We start from the raw sequence: 14,543 nt of genomic DNA, 5'->3' as shown, positions 1-14,543 counted from the left end.
GATTTTACTGTTGTCCTGCAGTGAGCGTACGCTTCCCTCACCGCATGGCGAGCGAATGTCGGGAGGTCACAGGAAAGGGCAAGCTTCGCACGAGATGGCGATGTTGAAGGTGATGTGAGGGGAATACATTCATCCCAGGCAACCCCATTCAGACAGGAGAAAATTCGCGCAATCATGGCAGTTTTCCCCAGGGGCTGCAAGATAAAATCCGTATGCACTTACTTTGCTAAGAAACAGCTATTAAACGCGATAATCAGGGCATAATAATGCAATCTGACAGTATAGTTATGGAAGCTAATATGGTTATTGGTCCTTTTATTAACGCCAGCGCTGTTTTGGTTGGCGGAGTGATCGGTTCACTTCTCAGCCAGCGTTTGCCGGAACGTCTTCGTGTCTCAATGACCTCAATATTCGGTCTGGCCTCACTGGGCATCGGTATTTTACTGGTCATCAAATGCGCCAACCTGCCCGTGATGGTTTTGGCGACCCTTATTGGCGCGCTGATTGGTGAAATCTGTTTCCTGGAAAGAGGCATTAACGCGGCAGTCGCAAAGGCGCAGCGGCTGTTTAAGAAACCAGGTAACACCGCCGTCCACGACACCTTTATCCAGAATTATGTGGCGATCATTGTGCTCTTTTGCGCAAGCGGCACCGGCATTTTCGGCTCGATGCATGAGGGAATGACTGGCGATCCGAGCATTTTAATCGCCAAGGCTTTTCTCGATTTCTTTACCGCGATGATTTTTGCCTGCTCTTTAGGGATCGCGGTTTCCGCCATCTCTGCGCCAATGCTTGTCATTCAGTTAATGCTGGCCGCCAGCGCTGCGTTGCTCCTGCCGCTCACCACCCCCGCGATGATGGCGGATTTTAGCGCAGTGGGCGGGCTGCTCTTACTGGCGACCGGTTTACGTATCTGCGGAATTAAGATGTTTGCAGTGGTGAATATGCTGCCTGCCCTGCTGCTGGCGATGCCGATCTCTGCCGCCTGGACGGCGTTTTTTGCCTGAAGATGCGTGCAATAACAGCAAAGTGGTGATAGATTGTGCAGCCTGCATTAATTTGAAGAAATTTCGTTGACGAAACGAGGCGGATCGGTTTTAATGCGCCCCGTTGCCCGGATAGCTCAGTCGGTAGAGCAGGGGATTGAAAATCCCCGTGTCCTTGGTTCGATTCCGAGTCCGGGCACCACTATTCATAAGGCCTCGCTGCAAAGCGGGGCTTTTTTCATTTCTGGACCCCATCCTGAATAGCGTTGACACGTTCCTGACTTAAATACGGAGAACGTGATGATGACTGAGCTCAAACGTACCCACCGTGATTATCCTCTATCCTTTAAAATAGCCGTCGTTGAGCAGGTCGAAAAAGGCGAGATGACCTATAAACAGGCCCTGCAGCGATATGGCATTCAGGGGCGCTTCACCGTGCTTGTCTGGCTGCGTAAATATGGCCGGCTTGACTGCTACCAGAATGCGCTGGCTGAACGGATAAACGGCATCCTGAAAAATGAGTTTTTACTCTCGCGCCCGGGTGATCTGGTACAAGCCTGGAAAATGGTAAAAGAATCTGTGGCAATTTATAGCTATGAGCGACCACATCTGGCTCTTAAATACAAAACGCCCGATGATGTTCATCAGGCGTTTTACAGGCAGAAAACTGTCAACCTATATCAGGACTAGCCATACCAGACAATATTAATCACTGAACTGAGTCAATATCCGATTGCGCATACGCTGGAGCGCTGGACCGATCCACGCTTGGCCGGTATACCTGAGCCGTGACGCGCATCGTTCTTGTTTCTCCCGCTGGTGCATCGATATTCGCCAGCGCAGAGGCCGGGATAGTTACCACCACAGGGCGATCACCTCTCTCATCGACACCGAGGGTATATACCATGCTGTAAGCGTGATCGCCAGGGTCGTCAGCCGTCTTATCTACGGTAAACGAAACCGTTATTTGGTCATACTCCAGCGCACCTGAATAGGAAACATTAACTGGCGTACCGTCCGATGCCTCCTGAGGGGTAATGGATGGCCCTTCCGGTAGAGTGATGGTCACCGGTCCAAAATTCATCGGTTTGAACGTTACCGTTGCGTCACCAACTTGGTCACCTGATTTCGCAGTAACTTTAACATCCTCAGAAAACGAATCTTTCACGCTGGCCGTAGCGTGACCCGTGCTGTCCGTCATGTTCTGAGTAGATGTCAAGGTCGCCGTAGGCGCGGTGATAGACCATGCTACTGGCGTATCCGGCATAGGGTCGCCGTTGACATCGGTAACCAGCGCTTTCACACTGTTACTATCAATATTATTCGCTTCCCGATTGTTCGCGGTTATGGTCAATTCAATGTTTCCCACCAGGGATACAAATTCACTCGGTTTGGACAAACTATTACCATTCACCGTGGCAGTGACGTTCACCGTCTCTGCATGGGTGTCGCTGAACGTCACCGTCGTTTTACCCTGCGAGTCCGTTTTGTCTGAGTCACCAAACACGGCATTTTTGTCCTGAGACCAGGTAACATTCATGCCTTCCAGCAGGTTGCCATTCGCATCTGTAACGGTCGCTGTTGCCTGGTTAGTGGCTTTTCCATCCGCCAGCGCGCCCGTCGTAACCTCGAGATCGCTGATTTTGGCTGAATTGATGTCGACCACAAAAGTCATCGGTTGTGTATCGCCGTGGCCGTTGACGCTCATGGTTGCCGTCACGGATAGCGTTTCCGCCTTCACATCTGTCAGGGTTGTTACTGCCTGCCCGTTTGTACCTGTCGTGGAATCGCTGTCAGCCAGAATTGCGCTGCCACTCTGAGTCCAGGTAACGGCAACATCCGGCAGCGGATTATTATTCGCATCCGTAACCGTGACCGTGGCTGTATTGGTCGCAGTACCGTTGGCTACCGACCCCGATGTTACCGCCAGCATAATTCGCGCCGTTGACATATCTGCCACAAAGCTGCTGGTTTTCGATTGTCCTGCATCCGAACTGTTCGCCTTCGCCGTTAAGGTAACGGTTTCGGCTTTGGTGTCAGTGAAGGTCATCACCGCCTGACCACTGCTATTGGTGGTACTGGTCCCTGAGGTCAGGCCCGCGCTGCCGGTGACGGTCCAGTTCACCGTGGTATTCGCCAGTATGTTGTTACCGCTATCCACCACGGTCGCCGTGGCACTGTTCTGCGCGGTGCCGTTGGCCGCACTGCCATCCGTATCAATGGTCAATGTGGAAACATGCTCAGTAGACGTATCTGCCACAAACACACTTGGCCTGGACAAACTGCTGGTGTTGACAGTGGCGGTGATATTCACCGTTTCGGCTTTGGTGTCGGTGAACGTTACTGTTGTTTTACCGCTGGTGTCCGTCTTAGCCGAGGTGCCTAATACGGCAGTGCCATCCTGACTCCACGTGACATTCACATCTGAAAGCGGGTTGTTACTGGCGTCGGTGACGGTGACGGTGGCTTGGTTAGTGGCGGTGCCGTTAGCTACGCTGCCATCTTTGCTGATGGTCAGGTTGTTGACTTTCGCCGAGCGGCTGTCAGCAATAAATTTAGCCGCTGCCGTTTTGTTGTTAGTATTATCGAGTGTTGCCGTTAATTGGACCGCTTCTGCGACCGTATCAGTAAAGGTAACCGTCAGAGAACCCTGAGTATCTGTTTGGAAAGATTTAGAGGCTTTCGCTTTCAAGGCTGAGCCAAATGCCACCGTTGACTTATCCGCACTCAACGACACATTGGCATTACTGACCGGTGAACCATTGCTGTCTTTGACCGTTACGGTGACTACGTTCGGGGTGGCCCCATCGGCTGGACTGCCATCTTGGGTGACCACCATCGTATCGATAACATTATTGATCGAGTCGGCGGTGAAATGCCCTTGCTGTGACGCACTCTTATCACCCGCGGTGGCCGTCAACATAACCGCTCCCGCTGTGGTCGACGTAAAGTCAGTGGTGACCTGACCGCTGGCATCGGTCGAGGTCTGCGTGCTCTTCAGCGTCGCGGGGGCATCGACTCCCCATTTCACCTGAGTGTTCGCAATCGGATGGTTGTTAATATCCGTGACGGTGGCGACGGCATGGTTCGGTGTTTTGCCATCGGCCACGCTGCCATCTTTGGTGATTTTCAGCGTGATATTGCTGACCGTCACGGCATTGAATTGACTGTTTTGGCTGGCGCTGGCAGCACCACTTTTCGCCGTGATTTGCACCGTTTCAGGCAAGGTGTTAGTGAAGTTGACCGTAGAAATCCCGCTGTCGTTGGTCACCGTATCTGGCGTAGCAAACTTGGCGGATCCCGTGGTTGACCAGACGATAGGCGCATTACGCACCGGCTGACCGTCTTTATCCGTCGCATAGACCTGCGCAGAGTTAGGCGTCAGGCCATCAGATGGACTGTTATCCACGGTGACTTGCAAACTCAGGTTACTGACGTTCTGCTGGTCTTTCTTTTTATACTGCAACACAATCTGGTTATTACGCTCAACCAAATCATAACGGCTGCCCGCTAAGCTACGTTCAAGACGGACGCTCTCTGGGTCAACTTGATAAGCCCATGGACGACCGAGGTCGTAGCGGAAGTTGACTTGAAACTGAGTATCGTCCAGTGAGTCCTGTCCACGTTTATAGTTGACGGCGAGCTGAACGAGTGGAACAGGGGTGTAACTCAAGCCGGTGGTGACGGCTGAAGGGTTGCTTTGCAGATGATCGGTATCGAACAGGGCGACCTTATCGCCGTAGTACTGCTCATACATCAGTTTGGCACCGAGCTGTGGGTAAGCAGGAAGGTAGCCTTCTGCTCGCACGTCATAACCATCAGCGGGTTTTTCATTATAGTCGTTAAAATCACGCGACTGATGCCACTCGGTAGTGCCCACATAGGTGTTGGCGGAGAGTTTTAAATTATTGGTCCAGGCTTCAGCCCCCATACCAATACGGCGGTTCTTGCCGGTGAAATCATCGTCAAAGAAGACGTTGCCGCCAAACATCCAATCTTCAACATAAAAAGTACGTACCCCCATGCCCATATTTCCGGTGATGCGGCCATCAGGCGCACGCAAACCGAGCTGGGTAAACAGCATGGATTTTTTATTGTCATAAAGCGGGGCAAGGAAATCGATGGCGCTGTCATCCCAATTGCCGTTATCGTCCACATTAAGCTGAACACGGGCAGTACCGAACTGGCTCAGCCATTGCTGGGCTGACGAAGAGGCATAGCCGGTTGCCACCGATTTTGCACTGCTGGCCACACCTTCGGCACTATTGGACGATAATGAGCTGGCAAGGCTGCTCATGGTGTCGCCATAGGGGAGTGTCGTGGTGTTTTTTGGCGCTGAACTGGTGTTTTTATCAACGGCAAACGGGGATTGGCTGATGTTGGTCGATATAGAGCTTTGGGCTAACGCACTGTGAGACACCGTCGATGCTAAAGGAAAAAGGACTTGTAAAAATATTTGCAGCCATGCAAAAAAACGAAACATCGCATTTTTTCGAGGTACCGTGTGTTGCTTCATAAGCTCGTTCCAAATAATTTTTTGAGTCTGTTTACGATTCTGTGTAAACGTCTTTTCCCAGAAGTGACCGTCAAGCCGATTACCGAACTCGATAATAAAACGACTCATGGCCATCCGCCAGTCCGGAAGTGGTATTGTCTATTTCTGCGAGGCTGACTGATTTTGTCTTTATCCCCGATAATGTCGGCAAACTCATCTTGGGTTTGAGCTGCAGTGAGAGCATTCAAAAACCTTTTTCGGTGTACGTTAATAGTGGTTTATAGATGTCACCATTATTGTAAACATGTATAAACTCTCAACCTAATTAATGGCTGGTAAATCATTCTGACCCTATCAGGGATGAGGATTATGTCATTAACCTCCCTTGGTTTATCTACATGGAGAATGAATTTTCGGTGATCAATATATAAAAAATATAACCGAATTAATTCATATCATAGAGAAAATTTCCCCTCAAACACTCCTCGCCCCTTGAATAGTAAATTGAAACACTGCATGCCAGCACTGAGCGGTAATTTCTTCGTTTGCTCAATCTCGGTTTATCTGCCACGTTCTATCCTGCTCATTGCAGGTCAATCGTGCCGATGGTGCTAAATTACGCGGTTTATTGGGGTCAATGTCCCACGCATACATGCTTCGCTAAGCCTTGTTGATGTGACAAAAATCATACCGGCCAGCTCGATGCCGATGACTGGTAGCACATACCCCCCCTAAGGCGCTGCCGGAAAGAAGTAATATCTTTATTGACGATACTGGAGAGTTAACCCCCAGTGAACTACGTTACCAGGCTCGCCAGTTCCAACAACAGCATGGCGAGTTTGCTCTCATTATGGTGGGTTACCTACAGTTGATGCGAGTCCCGTAATTATCGGAGACTCCGAAACATTCCTGCATTTCAAATGCGTCATTGAAAGACGCATTAAGGGAATCATTCCAAGGAATCAAACCCGGATTTTTCACTCATTTTGATCTACGAGCTGAAAAACGGGTCAGACTATGAGTCTTGACTGTTAGCTAACCAGGGTTTTATTATAAAATTCAGTTCAATAGATAACTGAATGCTCCCGAGTCCGGGCACCACTTATTCCAGAAAAACCAGCCTACGAGCTGGTTTTTTGCTTTCTGGATTCCGATAGATTTGTGGGTAAACGTACTCATTAAGCCCGTTCACTGCCACCGACATCCGGTCTTAACATATTTCCTCAGCCATAGACCTTCCCCTCTGGACACAATGCCCCAGCCTGCAAATTTGCCTATAGCAGGATTGGCATTATCTTAATGTCAGTCAACCATGATGCTTTCATAGAGCCCTCCAGACTCAGATAAAGATAGTTTTTTATTTATGAACGCACCGCTTTTCCTGAGTTGGTCGCCAAAAATCTTTATTACTCAAGAACAGCATGTTATATCATGGTCGTTACTGCAGAACTGATGCGACAGATGTATATTAAGGTGGAAATTATGGGACATGAACCCAAATACATTAAAGAAGAAAAGATACGCAGAGGATGTGTCATTCGCTCAGAGCTATCTAAATTAGGGTTTACGTTTTATCATTTTGGTATTTACGCAGGGAATGAGAAAGTCATACATTTTTCAGATGGTGTGGTAAAGAGGGAGGCTTTAGATCATTTTGTCGAAAAATTTGAACGTTACTTTGACATTATGGCGCTTGATGAAAAACACACCTCTGAATTTTCCCTTGAGAAGTCGTATCAAAGAGCCCGGCAATGCTTAGGTATGTCAGAGTACAGCCTGCTTAAAAATAACTGTGAGCATTTTGCTCTTTGGTGTCGGACGGGAAAGGCTTTATCCAGCCAATCATTTGGTAGTGAATCACAAAAAATATCATCAATGGATCATTTCAACCGCATCAAAATTGATATAAACACCCCAGGCATTATGAGTTACTTTAATAACAAATTGGGGATGCAAACAAGCAGAAGAATTACGCTTGATAAAAACAGTATCATGCCCATACTTCGACGTTTCTTAATGTAGTTTTATTCCAGAATATATTAGGCGATTCCCCTGATTGCGTTCACGAGATTCGCTCACCTTCTGAAGTCAACATCCATCTACCGTGAATGACAGTGCGATAAATTGACCGTCGATGCCTAATGGTGAAATCAACATTGGCTGGACTGAATGATATGTTCCCGTTTTCGATTTATCTGCGAAACAGATTGTGTAATCAACAACGCCGTCTCTGTTCTTATCTTTTTTCTCTATGACGCTAAATGTATAGATCCAATCTTTATTATCTATCGAAAATCCATTACTAAAATATTCAGGAGCAGGGAGCCCTGCCTGACTTAAATAGACCATATCTTTCGTTCTCTTTGGCATTAAAGAACTTCGAAAAGTCGAAATATTTAATTTATCGTATAGAATTTGCAATTCCGAAAGTGTAACTATTTGATCCTTAGCCATAGCAGAAAATGAAAGCAGCAAAAAAACGATAGTTATAATTCTCATAGTCACCCTTTTAAATATTTTTCTTTTTTACGCTGGCCTGAGCCTAAGTTAAAAAGAAAAATAGGGCAAGCAGGATCAACCAACTCATACCCTGCCAGGGTGCGAAACGTCGGATTGTTATGATGTAGGCGCAACAACGTCTGGAGAAGGGAAGCATTACCACTTCCCTTTCGAACAGGCAGCACTTTAGCGTAGCAGGTTCGTATCCCACTTTTTATAAATGGTCAGAATCACTTCATACAGGGCAGCAAAAATACGCTGATCACCGTATACGCAAGAACAAGCTCGAGAAGTTCTGATCAACGTTGCACAATGGTGACATTATTTTGTGAACCGCTTTGACTAACATATGCTGAAGCCGCAGCATTTTGAGTAATATTCACTGAACTGCCTGTCGCGCCGAGTTGCTGAACGTGAACCGTTCTTGCATCACGAGAATCAGTACCTAAATCCATAGTCCCCTGGTTAATGGTAATATCGCTATTAGAGGTCGCGATATCCTGTTGCACATCAGCCATATCATCGCCACCATTTTGGGAGATCGACAGGCTATTATTATGACCATTTTGCTTTATATCTGCCGTATTCCCTGCATTCGCCTGAGTCATCGAGACCCGGTTATTTACACCACCCTGCTCGACAGTCGCCATAGGACGAGAAGCACTTTGCGTAAGGGGAACTGCACCACTCTGATAAACTTTAGTCGTTTTAATCACTGCTGGAGTCACCGTTAAATCTGTTGCAAATACACTGCCAGAAATAACAAATAAAAAAGCGGCAACCAGTTTAATGAAATGCATTGCTAATACCTGTCTGTTGACTGTTAATAAATAGAGAGTGACGTTATTTAGAATGTGATATTGTTTATATCTGTTCAACAATATCATCGAACATAATTAAATACGTTTAACTAATCCAGAATACAAAATAAACCCAGCATCGCTGGGTGTTATATTATTTAATAGGACTATTTTTAGATATGAGAATATAACTGTATGAGAACGTCTTGTTAACTCATGTGTTTGTATATTGAATTATGCGACTGAACGTCTTTGTCAGTCACTTTTCATGCTGGGAATAATATCACAGCTTTTATTTTTTGCTCAGAAATAACACAGCACATTATGCGAAAACAATCTGAAAGTAGTATTGCCTTAAATAAAACAACCGAAAAAATGAAACAAGTTACGCCCCATCGCATGGATGTCAGTGACGCAATGAAAATCAGCGTATAACTTCAGTTAAATATATCGCCATTCAACACTAAATTCAGTCATTTCAATAGAAACGCAACTCCGGGGCCGGGATTGCCGCACCCACATGCCTGTCAGGAGGTCGTTTTTAGCGTTTTAAGAATGAAATGACCTTAATGAATCAGCGGCGGCAGACAACCACCGCTGATTTCTCTTCAAAATGAGAGGCTATGCCTTCACCACAATTAAGGGCTCTATATCGCTCTCTTTCTTAATCACCAGTGATTCGTCGCCGCGCAGGCAGGTGCCACCATAGTTACCGCCAACGGTGAACGTACAGACCTGAATGTACTTACCCGCCACGTTTGGTAGACACCAAAGCTGCTGATAAATGTTCTTCTGCTCTGCAAATTTGCCGCTGGTTTTATCCAGGAGTTCTTCCTGGTGACTGACCAAATCGATATTGCTGCCACAGCGTCCCGCGATCGGCTTCACCGCATATCCTGTCTGCACCAGTTCATCGTTAACGGTGAAATCCGTATCCAGCAGATAGCGATGATGGGGGAACAGTTGCCACAGAATCGGCAGGATAGCCTTGTTGCCGGGGATCATTGTCCACAGCGGCTCGAAGACCAAAACTTCCGGGCGGAGCAGCACATCGATCAGCCGAACTTCCTGATGGGTATGCCCTGTACGAATCGGTACCGCAGCGTATTCTGTTTCACTGACCTCACGCACCTGTTCAATGGCCGTTTCCCACGCCCAGGTTTTCCAGACGCAGTTCACCAGCCGACCCTCGCCATCAATCAACTGACCGGCATCATCCCAACGCAATTCATCCAGACCGCGCAGGATCTTGCTTTCAAAGCCCGCCTGATGCAGCGCCTGCTGCATAAACTGCGCATGATAGTTCTCCTCAATATCCTTATCCTGCATGATATGCACGAAAGGACGCGCATGGCTGTGCTTCCAGGCACCCGCCAGTTCGTTGATCAAACCCTCCGCCGGATTATGCCCCGTCCCTTTATAACCCTGCTCCGCCCATCGTTCGAGGATCAAACCCGCCTCGGTATGACACGATGCGGAATCGGCGTTGTATTCGTATACCTTCAGCCCGCGTTCATCCATACAAAAATCCATACGACCGGTGATCATATGGTGGCGACGGCGTTGCCAGGAGAGCCGCAAGCGCGGCCAGAGGATTTTCGGGATATCAAACAGCGCCAGCAGGCTGTCATCTTTCAGCACTTTGTCGGTCGCATGCAGGTACATCAAATGTAACTCATTGGTCGCTTTGATCAGTTCCTGCTCTGCGCTTTCAGTAATGGTGAAATACTGGTGCGGATCCTGATTGATCACATGGCCGTTCGCCTGCACATACGCTTTCTGCAGCGGATCCTGTTCATTGAGCCATTTACCGTCAAACTGCCCTGTGTCTTCCAGCCGCGCGCCACTAATCTTCAACGCGTCGTTGGCGATCTCAGGTTGCGGCAGGCTGTGGCGCGTATCATCCGTCTGGATCATCCAGCCCAGAATGGTGGTGTCATCAAAGGTGTCGCGAAGGGTATAACAGCCGTTCTCTACCACCATCTCCAGCTCACGGGTCCACTGCTGACCCGGGGGAAGCGGCGTGTGGATCACGTTCTGTTCCGCAATGCGGACTTTGCTGCCCAGTAGCTGGGTAATGATCGCCACGTGACCAGTGTCGTTGAACTCCCCGCCTTTTTGCCAGATCAGCAGCGCGCCCGCGACGGGTGCCCGGGGAGAGCCATTAGGAAAAGCTTGTAACGGCAGGATGTTGTCATTCACCACTTCACGCAGGAAGCGCAGCGAGAAGATTTCCCACGCCATTCCAACATCAGTGAACACAACACCATAATTAAGAAAGAGAAAACGGCGGGCGAACTCGACGCACTGCCATTTGTGGCCCATATATTCGTCGTCAATGTAGCTACGAAAAGCAGCATCATCGTCGTAGTCCCGTGGGTCGAGGGAGCTGTAATCTGAAGAGTAGATCGCCACACCACCGGGGGCGTAGCCCAATAATGTCCCGAAAGGGGCATCCTGACTGGTCGTTCCTTTGCTCATGCACCTTACCTCAAAACAATACAGCCTGAGCAGCCTGGCGTGAATTTTTCGCTCTGATTGCCTGCTCTGCAACACTAACCGGACAGAGGTCGACTTATCATACACCTCAACGAAGCGGATGGCGTTCAGAGGTGAAAAATTCACAATGGGTGGCCATCTTAATGTCCCATTCTGTTAAATACGGACGTACTGAACTGCTACACTGCTTCAACACAACCCCTCAGAAGGCAGGTCAACATGTCCGATAACACTTATCAGCCCGCGAAAGTCTGGACGTGGGAAAAATCCAACGGCGGCGCGTTCGCCAATATCAATCGCCCGGTCTCTGGCCCAACCCATGAAAAAACGCTGCCTGTCGGCAAGCATCCTCTACAGCTCTACTCACTGGGAACGCCTAACGGCCAGAAAGTGACAATCCTGCTGGAAGAGCTGCTGGCGCAGGGCGTAACGGGGGCGGAATATGACGCCTGGCTCATCCGCATTGGCGAAGGCGATCAGTTCTCCAGCGGCTTTGTTGAGGTCAATCCAAACTCGAAGATCCCGGCGTTGCGCGATCATTCGCTGAACCCACCGCGTCGCGTGTTCGAATCGGGTTCTATCCTGCTTTATCTGGCGGAAAAGTTTGGCTATTTTCTGCCGCAGGACTTGGAAAAACGCACTGAAACCCTGAACTGGCTGTTCTGGCTCCAGGGCGCAGCCCCGTTCCTCGGCGGTGGTTTCGGCCATTTTTACCACTATGCGCCGGTGAAAATTGAGTACGCCATCGATCGCTTCACGATGGAAGCTAAACGTCTGCTGGATGTGCTGGATAAGCAGTTAGCGCATAACCAGTATGTCGCGGGAGATGAGTATACCATTGCCGATATGGCAATCTGGCCGTGGTTCGGTAACGTCGTGTTAGGTAACGTTTACGACGCGGCAGAGTTCCTGGATGCGGGCAGTTATCAAAACGTACAACGTTGGGCGAAGGAGATTGCAGAGCGTCCGGCGGTGAAGCGTGGGCGGATGGTAAACCGCACTCACGGCCCACTGAACGAGCAGCTTCATGAACGTCATGACGCCAGCGACTTCGACACGCAGACCGAAGATAAGCGCCAGAGCTAAACCTGGATGCCGGATAAGACGTTTACGCCGCTGTCCGGCATGATTGCCTGATGGCGCTTTGCTTATCAGGCCTACACGTTTGTCCCTGTTTACCTAAACCCATGTTGCCTGAGGATTGCCCCCGCTGGTGGTGAAAGCAGAAAGTCTGAAAACGGCTTACCCCGTTCACTTAAACACGCAAAAGCGTACTGGGCAACTGGATTATATGGCTCCGGTATTGCCAGGATTTTTAGCGTATCAACCTCACGCAATCTGGGCGCATAGCTGGCGTAGCCGATGAAGACATCGGTGTAGTCGTTGTTGATTAACCACTCCGCAGCCAGCCTGCCCGGCGGAATCGCTAATGTTTCCCTGCCTCCGACCAACGCCACTGCGCGCTTTCGCACACGTTCTCCTGCCTCACCCATTCGTGAGAAGAGCAGTTGGGTATAATCACCGGACGGATCGCAGCCCGCCGTTGATGTCCCAATCCGCAGCGTCGGCCGGGTTAACAGCGCCAGCCAGTCATCACCGGCACGCACGAGATCTTCCCGTACGCAAAGACACAGGCGGTTGGTGGTGAATGGCGTGACAAACAGCGCGCGCCCGGCGTCCAGCAACGCTTGCGGATGTGCCAGATTTGCCGAGGCAAAAAAATCGCACGGCGCCCCCTCTTCAATCCGTTCGCGCAGCAACCCCGCGGGACCAAAATCACAGGAAATATCCTGTTTTTCTTGCGCCTGAAAACACGCCAGCAGCGGTCGCCAGACCGCGCGTAAACTCCCCGCAGCCAGTATGCGCATCAGTTAACACCCTGATAATCAGTACGATAAAAACGCTGATACCAGTCATTGGCGACGTTACGCATATCAATATCCTGGAACCTCTGCGGATAGAGCTTTTTCGCCATCCACAATTCACCAATGCCCATCGCTTCCGGCATCGGGTAGCCCCAGGCTTTGGCGTAGTCCGGCATCAGGTACACGCGATGATTTTTCACCGCATCAATCACCTGCCACTGCGGGCTTTGCAGGATCTCGTCGACCACTTTCGGATAGCGATCCTGCACAAAGATCACCTGAGGATTCCAGGCGATCACCTGTTCCATGGCCACCGGTTTGAAGCCTTTAATCGTGGCAGCCGCTACATTCAGCGCCCCCGCATGCGCCATCATCAGCCCGGTATATTTACCGGAACCGTAGGTGGTCAGATCCGGGTTTGCCATATAGGCCCGAACACGCTGATTTTCAGGAATAGTCTGCAGACGATCGCTGACCCTCTTGCGCCCCTTATCCGTTGCTGCAATCAGCGCTTTTGCCTCTTCCGGCTTGTTGACGATATCACCGATAAGCGTAATACCTTCGCGCAGACCCCGATCGTAAGCCTGTTCTTCATCCGCCATCGCCGGATTCATTTTGGTCTGTTCACCGGCGGTATCAACACGCAGAGAAATAGCCACCACCGAAATGCCGAGGTGGCTTATCTTGTCGATCATCTCCTGTGGCGCGTAGTTTGTGACGAACACGACCTGAGGGTGCAGAGCCACCAACGCTTCAGCATCCACATGGGTTAAATCCCCCAGGGCGGCTTTCTTTGTCAGTTCCGGAGCCAGGCGCGCGTAACCGTCGCCAAGCTGCTGTTTCCAGTTCGCCATCACGCCAACAATTTTGTCGGTGGCATTCATCTGTACCAACAGGTTTAGTGTCTGATGCTGAAGCACGACCACGCGATCCACGGAGTCCGGAACAGTCACCTGGCGGCCAAGTTGATCGGTAAATTTACGGTCGGCCTGAGCCATTAATGGCAGGGAAAAAAGCAACGCCAGCAGGAAATGCTGGCGTAAGGATTTAAGCATGGGAGTGTCCTCACTATCGATGTATAATTAAGTATACAGCGATGTAAGGGCACTTAACAGATTGCCATCAGGGGTTATCAGGCGCTGGTGACGTCATACTCCATACGGCGTAGCGCGTCTAATGTGGCTTTGGCTTCCTCTTCGTCGATGATACTCATCGCAAATCCCACATGCACCAGTACCCATTGCCCGACCAGCTCAGCAGTATCGCCTTCACATATCAGCGCAATGTTGACATCACGCTTGATGCCACACACTTCAACCTGCGCAAGCTGGTGAATATCTTCACCGACGGCCAGCACCTGACCCGGAACTCCAATACACATAGTTAACCACCTGGAATG

At 49.7% G+C, this 14,543-nt stretch carries 11 protein-coding genes, 1 tRNA gene and 2 pseudogenes; 7 read left to right on the top strand and 7 right to left on the bottom strand.

Features of this window, described 5'->3' with window-relative positions; genetic code table 11:
- Positions 1-299: 299 nt before the first annotated feature.
- From P2W74_RS03630 to P2W74_RS03615, 4 genes and pseudogenes are all read left to right on the top strand, one after another.
- Positions 300-1,007: a DUF554 domain-containing protein gene (locus P2W74_RS03630; RefSeq protein WP_276293924.1), complete on the top strand. Its 708-nt coding sequence runs from the start codon at positions 300-302 to the stop codon at positions 1,005-1,007.
- 105 nt (positions 1,008-1,112) lie between these two features.
- Positions 1,113-1,188, top strand: a tRNA-Phe gene (locus tag P2W74_RS03625).
- Positions 1,189-1,286: 98 nt separating this feature from the next.
- Positions 1,287-1,457, top strand: a pseudogene (locus P2W74_RS03620) (helix-turn-helix domain-containing protein); the annotation flags it as partial.
- A pseudogene (locus tag P2W74_RS03615) lies at positions 1,455-1,676 on the top strand (integrase core domain-containing protein); the annotation flags it as partial. The pseudogenes P2W74_RS03620 and P2W74_RS03615, both read left to right, overlap by 3 nt.
- 19 nt (positions 1,677-1,695) lie before the next feature.
- Here the strand turns inward: P2W74_RS03615 and P2W74_RS03610 are convergent.
- On the bottom strand, positions 1,696-5,502 hold the full coding sequence (locus tag P2W74_RS03610; RefSeq protein ID WP_412767215.1) for an Ig-like domain-containing protein: 3,807 nt from the start codon (positions 5,500-5,502) through the stop codon (positions 1,696-1,698).
- A 691-nt stretch (positions 5,503-6,193) separates the two neighbouring features.
- Between P2W74_RS03610 and P2W74_RS23445 the strand changes: the two genes are divergently transcribed.
- A complete protein-coding gene (locus P2W74_RS23445) occupies positions 6,194-6,367 on the top strand; it encodes a DnaB-like helicase C-terminal domain-containing protein (protein WP_412767231.1) in 174 nt (57 codons plus the stop codon).
- 545 nt (positions 6,368-6,912) lie between these two features.
- Positions 6,913-7,503, top strand: coding sequence for a lecithin retinol acyltransferase family protein (locus P2W74_RS03605; RefSeq protein ID WP_276293922.1), 591 nt, complete (start codon positions 6,913-6,915; stop codon positions 7,501-7,503).
- Positions 7,504-7,569: 66 nt separating this feature from the next.
- Here the strand turns inward: P2W74_RS03605 and P2W74_RS03600 are convergent, their stop codons facing one another.
- From P2W74_RS03600 to gss, 3 genes are all read right to left on the bottom strand, one after another.
- Entirely contained in the window at positions 7,570-7,980 is a 411-nt protein-coding gene (locus P2W74_RS03600) for a hypothetical protein (protein WP_276293921.1), read from the bottom strand.
- A gap of 299 nt (positions 7,981-8,279) precedes the next feature.
- Positions 8,280-8,780: a hypothetical protein gene (locus tag P2W74_RS03595; RefSeq protein ID WP_276293920.1), complete on the bottom strand. Its 501-nt coding sequence runs from the start codon at positions 8,778-8,780 to the stop codon at positions 8,280-8,282.
- 621 nt (positions 8,781-9,401) lie between these two features.
- Positions 9,402-11,261, bottom strand: coding sequence for a bifunctional glutathionylspermidine amidase/synthase (gene gss, locus P2W74_RS03590; RefSeq protein WP_276293919.1), 1,860 nt, complete (start codon positions 11,259-11,261; stop codon positions 9,402-9,404).
- A 237-nt stretch (positions 11,262-11,498) separates the two neighbouring features.
- Between gss and yghU the strand changes: the two genes are divergently transcribed.
- Positions 11,499-12,365 carry a glutathione-dependent disulfide-bond oxidoreductase gene (gene yghU / locus P2W74_RS03585; protein WP_276293918.1) on the top strand — a complete coding sequence of 289 codons (867 nt, stop codon included), beginning with the start codon at positions 11,499-11,501 and terminating at the stop codon, positions 12,363-12,365.
- Positions 12,366-12,454: 89 nt separating this feature from the next.
- Here yghU and P2W74_RS03580 read toward each other — a convergent pair whose 3' ends face one another.
- The 3 genes from P2W74_RS03580 to hybG form a co-directional block, all read right to left on the bottom strand.
- Positions 12,455-13,147 (bottom strand): molybdate ABC transporter substrate-binding protein, encoded by a 693-nt coding sequence (locus P2W74_RS03580; RefSeq protein WP_276293917.1) that lies wholly within the window; start codon positions 13,145-13,147, stop codon positions 12,455-12,457.
- Positions 13,147-14,199: an ABC transporter substrate-binding protein gene (locus P2W74_RS03575; RefSeq protein ID WP_276293916.1), complete on the bottom strand. Its 1,053-nt coding sequence runs from the start codon at positions 14,197-14,199 to the stop codon at positions 13,147-13,149. The genes P2W74_RS03580 and P2W74_RS03575 overlap by 1 nt, the downstream gene beginning before the upstream one ends.
- 77 nt (positions 14,200-14,276) lie before the next feature.
- Positions 14,277-14,525, bottom strand: a complete 249-nt coding sequence (gene hybG, locus P2W74_RS03570; protein WP_192613473.1) for a hydrogenase maturation factor HybG — start codon at positions 14,523-14,525, stop codon at positions 14,277-14,279.
- Between the last annotated feature and the right edge of the window lie 18 nt (positions 14,526-14,543).

The sequence above is a fragment of the Citrobacter enshiensis genome (assembly GCF_029338175.1).
GTDB classification, from domain to species: domain Bacteria; phylum Pseudomonadota; class Gammaproteobacteria; order Enterobacterales; family Enterobacteriaceae; genus Citrobacter_D; species Citrobacter_D enshiensis.
This window is presented reverse-complemented; position numbering and strand designations above follow the sequence as displayed.

Excerpts from the sequence above, each read along its gene's own strand:
- gss (WP_276293919.1), bottom strand. The coding sequence starts at position 11,261 with ATGAGCAAAGGAACGACCAGTCAGGATGCCCCTTTCGGGACATTATTG.
- P2W74_RS03605 (WP_276293922.1), top strand. The coding sequence starts at position 6,913 with ATGGTCGTTACTGCAGAACTGATGCGACAGATGTATATTAAGGTGGAA.
- P2W74_RS03630 (WP_276293924.1), top strand. The coding sequence starts at position 300 with ATGGTTATTGGTCCTTTTATTAACGCCAGCGCTGTTTTGGTTGGCGGA.
- P2W74_RS03610 (WP_412767215.1), bottom strand. The coding sequence starts at position 5,502 with ATGAAGCAACACACGGTACCTCGAAAAAATGCGATGTTTCGTTTTTTT.
- P2W74_RS03595 (WP_276293920.1), bottom strand. The coding sequence starts at position 8,780 with ATGCATTTCATTAAACTGGTTGCCGCTTTTTTATTTGTTATTTCTGGC.
- P2W74_RS03600 (WP_276293921.1), bottom strand. The coding sequence starts at position 7,980 with ATGAGAATTATAACTATCGTTTTTTTGCTGCTTTCATTTTCTGCTATG.
- P2W74_RS03580 (WP_276293917.1), bottom strand. The coding sequence starts at position 13,147 with ATGCGCATACTGGCTGCGGGGAGTTTACGCGCGGTCTGGCGACCGCTG.
- P2W74_RS03575 (WP_276293916.1), bottom strand. The coding sequence starts at position 14,199 with ATGCTTAAATCCTTACGCCAGCATTTCCTGCTGGCGTTGCTTTTTTCC.
- hybG (WP_192613473.1), bottom strand. The coding sequence starts at position 14,525 with ATGTGTATTGGAGTTCCGGGTCAGGTGCTGGCCGTCGGTGAAGATATT.
- yghU (WP_276293918.1), top strand. The coding sequence starts at position 11,499 with ATGTCCGATAACACTTATCAGCCCGCGAAAGTCTGGACGTGGGAAAAA.